Source organism: Caballeronia sp. LZ028 (assembly GCF_031451415.1).
Lineage (GTDB): Bacteria > Pseudomonadota > Gammaproteobacteria > Burkholderiales > Burkholderiaceae > Caballeronia > Caballeronia zhejiangensis.
Genome location: NZ_JARUXN010000001.1, coordinates 1818327 through 1833392, shown reverse-complemented (window position 1 = coordinate 1833392; position 15066 = coordinate 1818327). Strand labels below are relative to the sequence as shown.

The following is a 15066-nucleotide window of genomic DNA, read 5'->3' as shown; positions in this document are numbered from 1 at the left end:
ACAACACGAGATCGATGAGGGTTTCGTGCTGACCTGCCAGTGCCATCCGGTGAGCGAGCGCGTGGTTGTGAGCTTCGACGAGCGGTAAGCGACGTCCCGATTCATTAGAAAGTCGCGCATCGCAACGATGCGCGTGAAGCCGAAGCGATTCCAAATCTATTCAAGCGCCGAAGTCGTTAGCAATGCAACTATTGCGCGGCTTCGCTGCGATCGATCATTCTCCACATCGAGACTTGTCATGACTGAAGCCTTCATTTGCGACGCGATTCGTACTCCATTCGGCCGCTACGGCGGCGTTTTCAAGGACGTCCGCGCCGACGATCTCGGCGCCGTGCCCATCACCGCGCTCATGAAGCGCAACGCGTCGGTGGACTGGACGCAGATCGACGATGTGATCTACGGCTGCGCGAATCAGGCTGGCGAAGATAACCGCAACGTCGCGCGCATGTCGAGCTTGCTCGCGGGTTTGCCTATCGACGTGCCGGGCTCGACGATCAACCGTCTGTGCGGCTCGGGCATGGACGCGGTCGGCAGTGCCGCGCGCGCGATCAAGGCCGGCGACGGTTCGCTGTATCTTGCGGGTGGCGTCGAGAGCATGACGCGTGCGCCTTTCGTGATGGGTAAAGCATCGAGCGCATTCTCGCGTTCGGCTGATATCTTCGATACGACCATCGGCTGGCGTTTCATCAATCGCGCGATGCGTGTGCGATATGGCGTCGACTCGATGCCGGAGACCGCGGAGAACGTCGCGGTCGATTTCAACATTTCGCGCGATGCGCAAGATCGCTTCGCGCTGCGCAGCCAGCAGCGTGCGGCACGCGCACAGGCCGATGGCACGCTCGCACAGGAAATCGTCGCGGTGAATGTGCCGCAAAAGAAGGGCGAAGCGATCGCGATCGATCGCGACGAGCATCCGCGCGAGACCTCGCTCGAATCGCTCGCGAAGCTGAAGGGCGTCGTGCGTCCCGACGGCAGCGTGACCGCGGGCAACGCATCGGGCGTAAACGATGGCGCATGCGCGCTCATCATCGCGAACGAGGATGCTGCGAGGCGTCATGGACTCACGCCGCGAGCGCGCATCATCGGCATGGCGACGGTGGGTGTCGAGCCGCGCATCATGGGCATCGGTCCCGCGCCCGCGACGAAGAAGCTGCTTGCACGTACAGGCCTCACGCTCGATCAGTTCGACGTCATCGAACTCAACGAGGCCTTCGCATCGCAAGGCATCGCGGTGCTTCGTCAACTGGGCCTTGCCGAGGACGATCCGCGCGTGAATCCGAATGGCGGCGCCATCGCGCTCGGTCATCCGCTCGGCGCATCGGGTGCGCGCCTCGTCACCACCGCAATGTACGAACTCGAGCGCCGCAACGGGCGCTATGCGCTATGCACGATGTGCATCGGCGTGGGTCAGGGCATCGCGATCGCAATCGAGCGCGTCTGAGGGACCTGGCGACATGACACAGGCCATTCAGACATCGGCGATCGTCGGCGTGATCGGCGCCGGCGCGATGGGCGCAGGCATTGCCCAGGCCGCAGCGCTCGCGGGGCACACCGTGCTGCTTTACGATCTCGATGCGAAAGCGCTCGACAAGGCGCGCAATGCAATCGCGGCGAACGTGCAGCGCCTGATCGACAAGAAGAAGCTCGAAGAGTCCGCAGGACAGCAAGCCATCGATCGCGTGCGCGTCGTTACGAGTCTCGCTGACTTGCGCACGGCATCGCTTGTCATCGAAGCCATTGCGGAACGTCTCGAGCTCAAGCGCGCGCTGTTCATCGAGCTCGAAAGCATCGTGACGCACGAGTGCATGCTCGCGACCAACACGTCATCCATTTCGATCACGGCGATCGCGGCGCCCTTGAAGCATCCGTCGCGCGTGGTCGGGATGCACTTCTTCAATCCGGCACCGCTCATGGCCCTCGTCGAAGTCGTGCACGGACTCGCAACATCCGATGCGGTCGCACAAACCGTGCATGCCACAGCCGCGGCATGGGGCAAGACGCCGGTACATGCAAAATCGACGCCGGGATTCATCGTCAATCGCGTGGCTCGGCCGTTCTATGCGGAAGGCTTGCGCGTGCTCAACGAGCAGGGCGCTGACGCCGCTTCCATCGATGCCGTCATGCGCGATTCGGGCGGCTTCAGAATGGGTCCATTCGAGTTGATGGACTTGATCGGCCACGACGTGAATTTCGCCGTGACGCAATCGGTGTTCAACGCGTACTTCAACGATCCGCGCTTCACGCCTTCGCTGATTCAACAGGAATTGGTGAACGCGGGCTTTCTTGGTCGCAAGACCGGCCGTGGCTTTTATGACTATGGCGCTGATGCCACGAAGCCTGTCGCGCGCATCGAAACGAATGCTCATACGCCTTCGAAGATCGTGCTCGGAGAAAGCGTGCCTTTATACGAACGCCTGCAAGCGCGCATCGCGCCGGCGAGCGTCGCTAGAAACGACATGCCCGGGCTGATCGCACAAATCGATGATGCGTATCTTTTCCTTACCGATGGACGCACGGCGACGGAACGCGCGCATGCGCTCGGCATCGACAACATCGTGCTGGTCGATCTCGCGCTCGACTATGCGAACGCGCAAAGCGTGGCGCTCACGCACGCGCGTCAATGCTCCGGCGAAGCCTACGCTGCGGCAGCCGGCGCATTGGCGCAAGCCGGTTATGCAGTCGTGCCATTGAACGATGTCGCCGGCATGACCGTGATGCGAACCGTCGCGATGCTCGTCAACGAAGCGGCCGACGCCGTGAATCAAGGCGTTTGCACGAGCGCCGATCTCGACCTCGCGATGGAGAAGGGCGTGAACTATCCGCTCGGACCGCTCGCGTGGGGCGAACGCATCGGCATCGGCCGCGTTCACGACGTGCTGCTTCATCTCGCTGCGCATTACGGCGAAGACCGTTATCGCGCATCGCCGCTCATCGCGGCATTGCGTTATTCGGGCCAGCGCTTTCACTGAAGCGAAGACGCATCATTCATTCATCGAGCATTCATGCAGGAGACAACCGTGGTTCAATCCATTGCACAGCAAAGCGAACTGGAACCGATCGAGCGCGCGAGCCGGGACGAGCTTCAGGCACTGCAACTCGAACGCCTGAAGTGGACGTTGCGTCACGCCTATGAAAACGTCGCACACTATCGCCGTGCTTTCGACGCTGCGGGCGTGCATCCAGACGACCTGCGCGAGCTATCCGATCTCGCGCGTTTCCCGACCACGACGAAAACCGACCTACGCGACAACTATCCCTTCGGGCTCTTCGCCGTGCCGCGCGATCAGGTCGTGCGCGTGCATGCATCGAGCGGCACGACGGGCAAGCCGACGGTGGTCGGCTATACCGCGAAAGACATCGACACGTGGGCCAACGTCACGGCGCGTTCAATCAGAGCTGCTGGTGGGCGCAGAGGCGACACGCTGCACAATGCGTTCGGCTATGGTCTCTTCACCGGCGGTCTCGGCATTCACTACGGCGCCGAACGTCTGGGCTGCATGGTGGTGCCGATGTCAGGCGGTCAGACCGAGAAGCAGGTTCAACTGATCCGCGATTTCGCGCCGAAGATCATTCTCGTCACGCCGTCGTACATGCTGAATCTGCTCGATGAAATGACACGGCAGGGCATGGACCCGGCGAACACGTCGCTCAAGATCGGCATCTTCGGCGCCGAGCCATGGAGCCAGGGATTGCGCAGCGAGATCGAAACGCGTGCGGGCATACAGGCACTCGACATCTACGGCCTCTCGGAAATCATGGGTCCGGGCGTTGCGTGTGAATGTATCGAGACGAAGGATGGCCCGACGATCTGGGAAGATCATTTCTATCCCGAGATTATCGATCCCGTGACGGGCGAAGTGCTTCCGGAAGGCAGCACGGGCGAACTGGTCTTCACTTCGCTCACGAAGGAAGCGATGCCGATGATCCGTTACCGCACGCGCGATCTCACTTCGTTGCTGCCGCCGAGCGCGCGCTCGATGCGTCGCCTCGCGAAGATCACGGGCCGCTCGGATGACATGCTCATCATTCGCGGCGTCAATGTGTTCCCGAGCCAGATCGAAGAGTTGATCCTTGCGATTCCGCGCCTGAGCGGCCAGTATCAGTTGTGCGTGTCGCGCGACGGCCACATGGATTCGCTGTCCGTCTCAGTCGAAGCACGCCCGGAAGTCTGCGCAACGCTGAACGAGAGCGACCGCGCCGGTCTCTCGCGCGAACTTCAGCATCGCGTCAAGACGATGGTCGGCGTATCGACGCAAGTGCGCGTGCTCGATTCCGGCGAACTGCCGACGACGGCAACCGGCAAGGCCAAGCGCGTACTCGATCTTCGTCCCGTAGCGGCATAACTTTCCGCATCGCCAAGCGCCTCGCGCTCTGCGAGGCGCAATTCATTTCCAACAATTGGAACGCGCGTTCCGTTTTCGGTGCGGCCCCGCATTCTTCTGCAGAAATCATTCCGCAAAAACCCTCGCAACCGTTTGCGAAAATTGTTTTGTAAGCTTCAGTTGTGTCATCGTATCGAGTGCATTTGCGTCTGCGGGCGCAGTGTCGTCGCATAGCATTCGAATAACGAACAACGAACGGGGCAGGCCAAACCTAGATGTGGATTGTCAGACTCGCGCTGAAGCGCCCGTACACATTCATCGTCCTGTCGTTGCTCTTGCTGATCATCGGTCCGCTCGTCATCGTGCGGACGCCGACCGATATCTTTCCGAATATCGATATTCCCGTTGTCAGCGTCATCTGGTCTTATACGGGCCTGCCGCCCGATCAAATGGAGCGCCGCATCACGCTCAATTACGAGCGCGGGTTGTCGGTGGCGGTCAACGACATCGAGCACATCGAGTCGGAATCGCTGCCGGGCATTGCGGTCATTCGCATCTACTTTCAGCCTAATGCGAATGTCGATGAAGCTATCGCCGAGATTACCGCGCTCTCGCAAACGCAATTGCGCTCGCTGCCGCCCGGCATCACGCCGCCGAATATCTTGCGCTTCAATGCATCGACGGTGCCGATTCTGCGGCTCGCGTTGTCGTCGTCGGAACTCAGCGAACAGCAGCTCTACGACTTCGGCAATAGCTTTCTGAAGACGCAGCTCGCGACCGTGCAAGGCGCTTCGGTGCCATTGCCTTATGGCGGCAAGCAGCGGCAGATCATGGTCGATATCGATTCGCGCAAGCTGCAGGCGAAGAACCTCGCGCCGACCGACGTGGTCAATGCAATCAGCGCGCAGAATCTGATTCTGCCGACGGGCACGACGAAGATCGGCGCAACGGAATACTCGGTCGGCCTGAACGCGAGTCCGGGCTCGATCGAAGGACTCAACGACATACCGATCCGCACCGGTCCTGGCGGCACGATCTATATCAAGGACGTCGCGCATGTGCGCGACGGCTTCCAGCCGCAAACCAATATCGTGCGGGTGGACGGCACCCGCGCTTCCTTACTCACGATCAACAAGAGCGGCAATGCATCGACGCTCGATATCGTCGCGCGCGTGAAGAACCTGTTGCCCACCTTGCGCGGCATGGTGCCCGAGTCGCTGAAGATCGAGCCCGTTGCGGATCAATCGCTCTTCGTGCGCGCGTCGGTGTCGGGCGTGCTGCGTGAAGCGGTGATCGCAGCGGGCCTGACTGCGCTGATGGTGCTGCTGTTTCTGGGAAGCTGGCGTGCGACGCTCATCATCGCGATCTCGATACCGCTTTCGATGCTGACGTCGATCGTCGCGCTCTCCGCGATCGGGCAGACGATCAACATCATGACGCTCGGCGGCCTCGCGCTCGCGGTCGGTATCCTCGTTGACGACGCGACAGTTGCAATCGAAAACATCAGCCAGAATCTGGAGCAGGGCAAGGAACTGGAGCATGCGATTCTCGATGGCGCGCAGCAGATCGCCGTGCCGACGCTCGTGTCGACGCTCTCTATCTGCATCGTGTTCATTCCGATGTTCCTGCTGACGGGCGTCGCGCATTACCTGTTCGTGCCGATGGCCGAAGCCGTCGTGTTCGCGATGCTCGCGTCGTACTTCTTCTCGCGCACGCTGATCCCGACGCTTGCGAAGTATCTGTTGCGTCATCACGAGCACATGGGCGGCGATGTCGAATCGATGAAAGGCTCGCGCAATCCGTTCGTGCGGATTCATCTCGCATTCGAGCGTCATTTCGAGTCCGTGCGCCATCGCTATCGACGCTTTCTCGAAGCGCAGCTCGCGCAACCGGGCCGCTTCGCTTCGTTGTTTCTGCTGTGCTGCCTGCTGTCGCTCGGGCTTGCGCCGTTCCTCGGGCGCGACTTCTTTCCGTCGATCGATTCAGGCGTGATCGCGCTGCATATGCGCGCGAAGACGGGCACGCGCATCGAGGAAACGGCGGCGCTGACGGATCGCGTCGATGCACGCATCAGGCAACTGATTCCGCGCGGCGAGATTCGCTCGATCATCGACAACATGGGCTTGCCGGTATCGGGTATCAATCTCTCGTACAACAACACGGGCACGGTCAGTTCCGCCGATGCCGACGTGCTCATCAGCCTCAACGAAGATCACGCGCCGACAGAAGGCTATATCCACGAGTTGCGAAAGCGCCTGCCGCAGGAGTTTCCCGGCGTGACGTTTTCATTCCTGCCCGCCGATATCGTGAGTCAGATTCTCAACTTCGGCGTGCCCGCGCCGATCGATATAGCGATCACCGGACGCGATGTGCGCGGCAATCGCGCGCTGGCGAATCGCATGCTGGAAAAGATTCGCCGCGTGCCGGGTCTCGTCGATGCGCGCATCCAGCAGCCATCCGATCTGCCTGCGATCAACGTCGAGGTCGATCGCACGAAGGCGTTGCAAGCGGGCTTCACGCAGCGCGATGTCGCGAACAACTTGCTCGTCACGCTGTCGGGCAGTCAGCAGACGACGCCCACGTTCTGGCTCAATCCGGTGAATGGCGTGAGCTATAACGTCATCACGACGGCGCCGCAATACGACATGAACTCGCTGCAATCGGTGGCGAACATTCCGGTGACATCGTCGAGCGGCAAGACCAATATTCTCGGCGCGCTCGCAACGCTTTCGCGCAGCGCGCGCGATGCGGTCGTCTATCACTACAACGCGCAGACCACCATCAATCTCTATGCGACCACCGAGCGGCGCGATCTCGGCGCAGTGGCGGACGACGTGCAACGCATCATCGACGAAGCGCGCGGCGAGTTGCCCAAAGGCTCGACGATCGAAATGCGCGGCCAGGTCGAGACGATGAACGGATCGTTTTCGGGTCTCGCATTCGGCCTCATTCTCGCGGTCGTGCTGGTGTACTTGCTGATCGTCGTGAACTTCCAGTCGTGGCTCGATCCGTTCATCATCATCACCGCATTGCCGGGCGCGCTCGCGGGCATCGTGTGGATGTTGTTCCTGACGCATACGACGTTGTCGATTCCCGCATTGACCGGCGCGATCATGTGCATAGGCATCGCGACGGCAAACAGCATTCTCGTGGTGAGCTTCGCGCGCGCCGCGCTCGCCGAACATGGCGACGCAGTGCGCTCCGCGCTGGAAGCGGGCTATACGCGTTTCAGGCCGGTGCTGATGACCGCGCTCGCGATGATGATCGGCATGGTGCCGATGGCGATCGGGCTCGGTGAAGGCGGCGAGCAGAATGCGCCGCTCGGGCGGGCGGTGATCGGCGGCCTGATGGTCGGCACCATCGCAACGCTGTTCTTCGTGCCGGTCGTGTTTTCGATCGTCTATCGGCGCATGGAAGCACGCGGCAAGGGACCGGGCGCGGCGGCACGGAAAGCGGCGCAATAAAACAATCGAACAGCGGGCGGAGCAAGAATGGAAGAGCAGTTGTCGCAACGATCGGGCAACAGGCGGCGAGGGCGCTTATGGCTCGTGATCGCGCTCGTGGTCGTCGTCGCGCTCATCGCGCAGGGAATCCTGTCGCGCCGCGCTGCGCACGCGGAACTCGAACGCGATGCGAACGAGCACGGCTTGCAGACGGTCGAGGTCATCAAGCCGACGCGCATGAAGGCCTCGCAGGATCTCGTGCTCGCAGGCGATATCCGCGCGTTCTCCGATGCGCCGATCTTCGCGCGCACCAATGGGTATCTGAAGCGCTGGACCGTCGATATCGGCACGAAGGTGAAGAAGGGCCAGTTGCTCGCGGAGATCGATGCGCCCGAAATCAACGATCAGCTTCGTCAGGCGCGTGCCGATGCGCAAACCGCGCGCGCGAACTATCTGCTTGCGAAGACGACCGCTGAGCGCTGGGCGCAGATGCTGAAGAACAACTCGGTGTCGCGCCAGGAGACCGATGAAAAGAACGGCGACATGCTCGCGAAGGAAGCGGCGCTGAACGCGGCGCAGGCGAACGTGTCGCGGCTCGAACAACTCGTGTCGTTCCAGAAGATCTATGCACCCTTCGATGGCGTCGTCACCGCGCGCAACACCGATGTCGGTCAGTTGATCGACGCCGGCAGCGGCGCCGCCGGCCGCGAGCTCTTCCACATTCAGGATGCGTCGACGTTGCGTGTGTTCGTCGATGTGCCGCAAGCGTATGCGCGGATGATCACGGTGGGTTTGCCCGCGGAGTTGCTGCTCAACGAAGAGCGCAATCGCAAGTTCGACGGCGTCACGGTGCGTACCGCGGGCGCGGTCGATCCCGTCGCGCGCACGATGCGCGTCGAAGTCGATGTGAAGAATCCGGCGGGCGAATTGCTTGCGGGCGCGTATGCGCAAGTGCGCTTTCGTCTCACGAGCGCGAGTCCTTCATACACGCTGCCCGGCAATGCGCTGTTGTTCCGTCCGGATGGCGTGCATGCCGCGAGCGTCGATGCGAACAACCGCGTGAAGCTTCTGCCGATCACGCTCGGCACCGACTACGGCACGCGTGTGTCGATCGTCTCCGGATTGAATGGCGATGAGCGCGTGATCGTCAATCCGCCCGATTCGATCATCGATGGCGCGGCGGTGCGTATCGGCCGCGCGGGTTCGAGCGACGCCGCGAGCGGTGGTGCAGCGAAGGCTGAAGGAAGCGAGTCGTGATGAGGCGCGCATCGCTCGAATTAGTTGCATCGCTAACTATCGCGGCATTGGGCGGCTGCGCCGTCGGGCCGGATTACGTGCGGCCCGAAACTTCTACGCCTGCTGCGTACAAGTCGCAGATGCCGCTCGATGCGCCTGCGTCGGCATCGCAAGAATGGAAGCCTGCGCAGCCCGCCGATGCGAAGCCGCGCGCGCCGTGGTGGGAAGTCTATGGCGATCCGCAATTGAACGCGCTCGAAGAACGTGTCGCGACAGCGAATCAGACCGTGGCCGCGGCCGCCGCGCGTTTTCGTGGAGCGCGTGCGGCGGCCGCGCAGGCGCGTTCGGCGTACTTTCCGACCATCACGGCGAATGCCGCATTCAATCAGTCGCGGGTATCGTCGAACGTCCTGTACAAATCGAGCGCGGGCGTGACCGTGCCCGACTATCTGATCGACGCACAGATCTCGTGGGAGCCGGATCTCTGGGGCCGCATCTCGCGTGCTGTCGAAGGTGGCCGCGCAGAAGCGCAGGCGAGCGCCGCGGATCTGCACAGCGCGATTCTGTCGATGCAGGCCGAACTCGCGACCGACTACTTCGATTTGCGCGGCATCGTCGAAGAAGAACGGCTGTTGCAGGCGACGCTGCAAGCCTATGAGAAGGCGCTCGCGCTTACACGCGATCGTTTTGCGGGCGGCGTCGCGGCGGAATCGGATGTCGCGCAGGCCGAAGAGCAACTGCGCGCGACGCAGGCACAATTCATCGATCTGGAGACCACGCGAACGAGCCTCGTCAATGCGATCGCGATTCTCGTCGGCGAGAGTCCGTCGAGTTTTACGCTCGATGTCGCGCCGCTCAACGAAGCGCATTCGCCGCATCCGTCGGCGGCGCTCGCGGTGCTGCCGCCCGGCGTGCCGTCCGCGTTGCTCGAGCGCAGGCCGGATATCGCGGCGGCGGAGCGGCGCGTGGCCGAGGCGAATGCGCGCGTCGGCGTGGCGACGGCGGCGTTCTTTCCGAACCTTCTGCTCGCCGCGACGGGCGGTCTCGAGGCGACGCGCTTCAGCTCATGGCTCGAAGCGCCGAGCCGATTCTGGTCGCTCGGGCCACAGCTCGCATTCACGGTGCTGGACTTCGGCGGTCGCGCGGCGGCTCGCGATGCGGCGCGCGCTGACTACGACGAGAAGGTCGCCGATTATCGGCAAACCGTGCTGACCGCGTTCGGGCAAGTGGAAGACAACCTGAATGCGCTGGAAGTGCTGCGCCGCGAAAGCGAAGCACAACGCGATGCCGTCGATGCCGCCCAGCGCGCGCTCGGCAAGGTCAGCAATCGCTACGAGAACGGCGCGATCACGTATCTGAGCGTGGTGGTGACGCAGGCAATCGTGCTGTCGGATCAACGCACGGCGGTGCGTATCGAGCGGCGCCGCATGGCGGCGAGCGTCGCTCTCGTGAAGGCGCTGGGCGGAGGGTGGACCACCGCCGAATTGCCGAGTCCGGAGGAAGTGTCGCGCCGCGATTGAATTCTGTGCTATGCGCGATGCATGCAAAATGCCATCGCGCATAACGTATGCAAAATGCAATTCGGCGTGCAGGACTCCGCGTCAGACGAACAGAAATAAGCCGCACGCGATCAATGCCGCGCTCCAGATCCAGTCGACGTTGATCCATCCGCTGCGTAGAAAGCCGAGTCCGCCGCGTTCCTGAAGGGACATCGCGAACATGGAGATCGTCGCGATGACGGCGAGCATCGCGCCGGTATGCACGGTCAACGCGAGTGCGCTGGCTTCGAAAGCCGTCTTTGGCATCGCGCCCGTGCACAACGGCAAGAGCGCCGGCACCAGCATCAAACCTGCGCCGTGCGCGCTCGACATCATGAAGGACCATAACGCTAGACCGGCCAGCCCGGTACGCATGCCGACGGTCGGGCGTCCGCGATGCCCGCGCCACGCGCTCCACACGCCCCAGCCGATCAGCAGCGCTCCGCAGCCGCGTGCGAGCAGGTCATGGCCGATCGCCGCGCCGAGCGTGAGCGCGCCCGCGAGCACGAGCGCGACCGACGCCGCGTGGCCGAGCGCGATCGGCACGAGCGATACGAGCGCGACGCGGCGGCTTCGCGCATACAGGCCGAGCGCGACGGCGAAGAGCCATCCCATCGCGGGATTGAGACCGTGAAACGCGCCGAGGCCCGCGGCGGTGAGGAGGAGCGCGGGCGATGCGGCGTCCATGCGAAGTGTCTCGCGGCGGATCAGGGATAGCAGTACGAATCCGACGAGCAATCGCCCCCTTGCAGCCGGATCTGATGCGGCCGATGTCCCTTGGGCCAGTCGATGAAAAACTTGTCGTCGACGGCGAGGCCGCCGTTGGGATCGGCATCGAGCTTCACCATCCAGCCGTCGATGCCTTCGGGATAGAACTGCGCATCGACCGCGCCGTACAGCGAATTCGTGAAGTAGACGCGGCGGCCGTCGCGGCTCACTTCGACCATCTGCGGGCCGCCATTCAGCGCGCCGTTCTTCGCGCCCGGATGCGTCGCGCGCGCGACCACGCCGCCGATACGCACCTTGCCCGTCAGTTTCGGCGCGAAGGGATCGGAGACGTCGTATTGCAGCATGTCGCCGGTGCCCCAGCACGACACGTACAGAAAGCGGTCGTCCATCGACAGATCGATATCGGAGACGAGCGGCGGCACCGCATTGAAGCCCTTCAATAACGGCGGCAGCTTGTCGGCATCGGCGGGTTCGGCGGGAATGTCGATGATCTTTTTCACCGCCCACGTGTCCTTGTCGCGATACCAGGTCCAGATCGACGACGACAGATCCTTCAGACTGATCACGCAGTTCACGAAACCATATGCCTTGGTCGGATCGTGCGCGGGACGCAGTTCGAAGACGAGCTGATATTCGTCGCCGAAATCGATCTCCTGAATGTGCTTGCGCTTCGTGAAGTCCCAGAAATGCAGCTTGCGCCCGTACTTCGCGCCGAGCAGCAGATCGGGCACGAGGCCTTCCTCGAAGGTGTCGGGCGTGCCCCATTCGCTCGTGACCATCGTGTCGTAGCCGAGATGCCACCAGCCGTCGTACGCGAGCTGTTGCGGTCCGCGATCGACTTCCCATCGGCCGAGCGGATCGAAGCTCTGCTGATCGAGCATCAGCACGCCGCCGGGCGCCTTGCCTTCGGCGTTGCCGAGCGCGGTGATATAGATGCCGCCCGGCCCGCAATGCACGGTATGCGGCCGCGTATAGCCGGTCTTTTCCGCGAGTTCCGCGGGCTCGATCGTCTTCACGATCACCGGCTTCTTCGGATCGGGCTTCGTGTCGATGATATGCACGCGCGACGAACGCAGCCCCGGCACGACGAGATAGCGCCGCTCCATGTGCGGATGCGGCGCATTCGGGCACAGGCACGACGAGCATGCGTTCCAACCGAAGTGATGCAACTCGTCGCCGACATCGGGCATCGCGATTTCGCCGACGATCTTCGTATAGTCCGGCGAATCCGGATCGACATCGACGACGGCGATCTTGTCCGGCGACTTGCGCTCGGGATCGAACGTCGCGACATAAGCCAGCGTTTCGCGCGGCGCTTTCGCTGCGAGCCGCGGGGAAGGATAGAAGCTCGGATCGGGTTTCCACGTCGCCATCTGCGTCTCCCGGTTGATTTCGTGGATCTTCAAACCAAACGTGCTAAAGCACTATAGGACATGGGAACACGTCATGCTTTCGATGACTTAGCTGCTTTCATGCGAAGCATGTGCGCGCGGGGCGTGATTCGTCGCGCGAAACAGCGCCTAAAATACAGGCATCGCCTGTCGAAGAAAGGAGGTAGCGATGGCCGAGCCAATGATCAGCCTGATGGCGGGACTCGTCCTGGTGCTATGCGTCGCGGTGGTAATCGTGATGCATCACCGGCATCCGCATATCCATACTCCGAAAGCGCGTTGGCTGGATACGCATCCGCCGCGCGACTGGCGGCACAGGCATTGAACGTGCAGTGAGATGCGAAGTGTGAAGCGCGAAGTGTGAAGCGCGAAGTGGAGGGATGAAGCGCCGGCATCGACCGGCGCTTTCTTTTTTGCGCGGCGCGAGAAACGCCTTAGCGTCGTGGCCCTTTCATCGCTTCGGCTTCCATCGCGGCGTGCCATTCCTCGCTGTTCTCGATCGGGTCCATGCCTTCGTCGATGAACGCGGACGCGCGCTCTGCCGCCGAACGCGTTTCCTCGTCGGTTTCGTCGTCGGCGGGGCCGTCTTCGTCGCCTGGCGGCTCCAGCATGTCCTGCAGCATCGCCTCGAGTTCCGGCGTGTCCCACGGCTCGTCGCGCTGCTTTTTCTTCTTGATGTAATGCCGCACTTCGGCATCTTGCTCGGGTGTCAGCGGAAGTCCGCGGAAGGTGCGGTTGGCGTCGAAGTCACTCATGTTCGCTCCTCGCGCGCATAGCTGTGATGCGGTTTCAGGCGACTCAAGTGTAACCCCGTTCTTCTGCAGGTAAAAACGCGCAGCGATCAGCCGAGCGGCGGCAGGCGTCTTTCGATCGGCGTTGCCTTGATGATGGCCGTGCTCGTCGCGGCGCGCTCGGTGACGCGCGCAAGGATGTCGTCGAGATGCTCGATCGAGCGCAGATAGAGGCGGCATACGAAGCAATCGTCGCCCGTCACCTTGTCGCATTCGACGAACTCGGGAATGCGCCTTATCGCTTCTTCGACGAGATGCAATTGCCCCGGCAGCGGCTGCACGCGCACGATCGCCTGCAGCGTGTAGCCGAGCGCGCGCGGATCGATATCGACGGTGAAGCCGCGAATCACGCCTTGCGTCTCGAGGCGCCGCATGCGCTCGGCGGTGCTCGGCGCCGACAGGCCGACGCGCTTCGCAAGCTCGCTCACGGCGATGCGTCCATCGCTCGCAAGCACGGCGATGAGTTCGCGATCGATTGCGTCGATGCCCGCTTGCGGCGGGTTGCTCAGGTGTTTTCCCATGATGGCCTTCGATTCAAAGGTCGAAAGATGCGTGAGCCTAATTTTAGGCATGGTTTCGAGCGATGCGCATCGATAGACTTGAAGCCATCGAAACTTGCATGACGGGCGCAAAATGAATAGCGAAAGAATCGATGCGCGGCTTGGCGGCGCATCGCGTGCGAATGAACTGCGTCGCGGCGCGATCGAGATGTCGCTCGCGATGCTGATGTCGGGCACGATCGGCTGGCTCGTGGTGTCGTCGGGGCAGACGCCCTGGAACGTGGTGTTCTTCCGCTGCGTGTTCGGAGGCGCGACGCTCATCGCCGTGTGCGCGGCGCTCGGCTTCTTGAAGAGGCGCTATTTCTCGTGGCGCATGATCGGCCTCGTCGCGCTCGGCAGCGTGGCGATCGTCGGCAACTGGCTGTTGCTTTTCGCCGCGTATTCGCGCGCGTCGATCTCGATGGCGACGACCGTTTACAACACGCAGCCCTTCATGCTGGTCGCGTTGGGCGCGCTCGTGTTGCGCGAGCGCGTGTCGGTATCGACGATCGCATGGCTCGGCGTCGCGTTCATCGGCCTCGTGATGGTGGTGCGGGTCGAGCCGTCCGTGCTCGCGATGCCGGGGCAGTATCTCGAAGGCATTGCGTATGCGCTCGGCGCGGCTTTTCTGTACGCGATATCGTCGATCGTCACGAAGCGCCTCGCGGGCACGCCGCCGCATCTGATCGCGATGCTGCATGTGTTATTCGGCATCGCGATGCTCGCGCCGTTCGCGCGCTTCGATGCGACGCCCGCGACGATCGGCGGCTGGACCGATCTCGTCGTGCTCGGCGTCGTCAACACGGGACTGATGTACGTGTTGCTGTACGGCGCGATCCAGAAGCTGCCGACCGCGACGACGGGCGCGCTGTCGTTCATCTATCCGGTGGTGGCGATCGTCGTCGACTGGCTCGCGTTCGGGCAACGGCTCGCGTGGCTGCAAGTGGCCGGCGCGGCGCTGATCCTGCTCGCCGCGGCGGGCGTGAATCTGCAATGGCGGATCGTGCCGCAAAAATGGCGCGCGAACGACTGACGCGCACTCGTATAGAATGGCGCCCCTTTCCGACTACATCGAAA

General features: G+C 62.6%; 12 protein-coding genes. 8 read left to right on the top strand and 4 right to left on the bottom strand.

The window, feature by feature from the left end:
- The first annotated feature begins 238 nt into the window (after positions 1–238).
- From pcaF to QCE58_RS08700, 6 genes are all read left to right on the top strand, one after another.
- Positions 239–1441 carry a 3-oxoadipyl-CoA thiolase gene (gene pcaF / locus QCE58_RS08725; RefSeq protein WP_250521130.1) on the top strand — a complete coding sequence of 401 codons (1203 nt, stop codon included), beginning with the start codon at positions 239–241 and terminating at the stop codon, positions 1439–1441.
- 13 nt (positions 1442–1454) lie between these two features.
- A complete protein-coding gene (locus QCE58_RS08720; RefSeq protein WP_250521129.1) occupies positions 1455–2969 on the top strand; it encodes a 3-hydroxyacyl-CoA dehydrogenase in 1515 nt (504 codons plus the stop codon).
- Positions 2970–3002: 33 nt separating this feature from the next.
- Positions 3003–4343 (top strand): phenylacetate--CoA ligase PaaK, encoded by a 1341-nt coding sequence (gene paaK / locus QCE58_RS08715; protein WP_008349558.1) that lies wholly within the window; start codon positions 3003–3005, stop codon positions 4341–4343.
- 254 nt (positions 4344–4597) lie between these two features.
- A complete protein-coding gene (locus tag QCE58_RS08710; RefSeq protein WP_250521128.1) occupies positions 4598–7786 on the top strand; it encodes an efflux RND transporter permease subunit in 3189 nt (1062 codons plus the stop codon).
- Between the two features lie 27 nt (positions 7787–7813).
- Positions 7814–9022 carry an efflux RND transporter periplasmic adaptor subunit gene (locus tag QCE58_RS08705; protein WP_008349563.1) on the top strand — a complete coding sequence of 403 codons (1209 nt, stop codon included), beginning with the start codon at positions 7814–7816 and terminating at the stop codon, positions 9020–9022.
- The gene (locus tag QCE58_RS08700; RefSeq protein WP_008349565.1) at positions 9022–10521 is read left to right on the top strand and encodes an efflux transporter outer membrane subunit; all 1500 of its coding nucleotides are present in this window, start codon (positions 9022–9024) and stop codon (positions 10519–10521) included. Before QCE58_RS08705 ends, QCE58_RS08700 begins: the two co-directional genes overlap by 1 nt.
- An 81-nt stretch (positions 10522–10602) precedes the next feature.
- Here QCE58_RS08700 and QCE58_RS08695 read toward each other — a convergent pair whose 3' ends face one another.
- Both QCE58_RS08695 and QCE58_RS08690 read right to left on the bottom strand, forming a co-directional pair.
- Positions 10603–11226 (bottom strand): hypothetical protein, encoded by a 624-nt coding sequence (locus QCE58_RS08695; RefSeq protein WP_008349566.1) that lies wholly within the window; start codon positions 11224–11226, stop codon positions 10603–10605.
- A gap of 20 nt (positions 11227–11246) precedes the next feature.
- Positions 11247–12641: a selenium-binding family protein gene (locus QCE58_RS08690; protein WP_008349569.1), complete on the bottom strand. Its 1395-nt coding sequence runs from the start codon at positions 12639–12641 to the stop codon at positions 11247–11249.
- 187 nt (positions 12642–12828) lie between these two features.
- Here QCE58_RS08690 and QCE58_RS08685 point away from each other — a divergent pair, with 187 nt between their 5' ends.
- Entirely contained in the window at positions 12829–12984 is a 156-nt protein-coding gene (locus tag QCE58_RS08685) for a hypothetical protein (RefSeq protein WP_167354197.1), read from the top strand.
- A 109-nt stretch (positions 12985–13093) separates the two neighbouring features.
- On the opposite strand, the gene QCE58_RS08680 is transcribed toward QCE58_RS08685, so the two are convergent.
- Both QCE58_RS08680 and QCE58_RS08675 read right to left on the bottom strand, forming a co-directional pair.
- Positions 13094–13414: a hypothetical protein gene (locus QCE58_RS08680; protein ID WP_008349571.1), complete on the bottom strand. Its 321-nt coding sequence runs from the start codon at positions 13412–13414 to the stop codon at positions 13094–13096.
- Positions 13415–13500: 86 nt separating this feature from the next.
- The gene (locus QCE58_RS08675; RefSeq protein WP_250434736.1) at positions 13501–13971 is read right to left on the bottom strand and encodes an Lrp/AsnC family transcriptional regulator; all 471 of its coding nucleotides are present in this window, start codon (positions 13969–13971) and stop codon (positions 13501–13503) included.
- A 112-nt stretch (positions 13972–14083) separates the two neighbouring features.
- On the opposite strand from QCE58_RS08675, the gene QCE58_RS08670 reads away from it, so the two are divergent.
- A complete protein-coding gene (locus tag QCE58_RS08670; RefSeq protein WP_034474193.1) occupies positions 14084–15022 on the top strand; it encodes a DMT family transporter in 939 nt (312 codons plus the stop codon).
- Positions 15023–15066 lie beyond the last annotated feature (44 nt).

Coding starts and splice junctions, on each gene's coding strand:
- pcaF (WP_250521130.1), top strand. CDS start 239: ATGACTGAAGCCTTCATTTGCGACGCGATTCGTACTCCATTCGGCCGC.
- QCE58_RS08720 (WP_250521129.1), top strand. CDS start 1,455: ATGACACAGGCCATTCAGACATCGGCGATCGTCGGCGTGATCGGCGCC.
- paaK (WP_008349558.1), top strand. CDS start 3,003: ATGCAGGAGACAACCGTGGTTCAATCCATTGCACAGCAAAGCGAACTG.
- QCE58_RS08710 (WP_250521128.1), top strand. CDS start 4,598: ATGTGGATTGTCAGACTCGCGCTGAAGCGCCCGTACACATTCATCGTC.
- QCE58_RS08705 (WP_008349563.1), top strand. CDS start 7,814: ATGGAAGAGCAGTTGTCGCAACGATCGGGCAACAGGCGGCGAGGGCGC.
- QCE58_RS08700 (WP_008349565.1), top strand. CDS start 9,022: ATGAGGCGCGCATCGCTCGAATTAGTTGCATCGCTAACTATCGCGGCA.
- QCE58_RS08695 (WP_008349566.1), bottom strand. CDS start 11,226: ATGGACGCCGCATCGCCCGCGCTCCTCCTCACCGCCGCGGGCCTCGGC.
- QCE58_RS08690 (WP_008349569.1), bottom strand. CDS start 12,641: ATGGCGACGTGGAAACCCGATCCGAGCTTCTATCCTTCCCCGCGGCTC.
- QCE58_RS08685 (WP_167354197.1), top strand. CDS start 12,829: ATGGCCGAGCCAATGATCAGCCTGATGGCGGGACTCGTCCTGGTGCTA.
- QCE58_RS08680 (WP_008349571.1), bottom strand. CDS start 13,414: ATGAGTGACTTCGACGCCAACCGCACCTTCCGCGGACTTCCGCTGACA.
- QCE58_RS08675 (WP_250434736.1), bottom strand. CDS start 13,971: ATGGGAAAACACCTGAGCAACCCGCCGCAAGCGGGCATCGACGCAATC.
- QCE58_RS08670 (WP_034474193.1), top strand. CDS start 14,084: ATGAATAGCGAAAGAATCGATGCGCGGCTTGGCGGCGCATCGCGTGCG.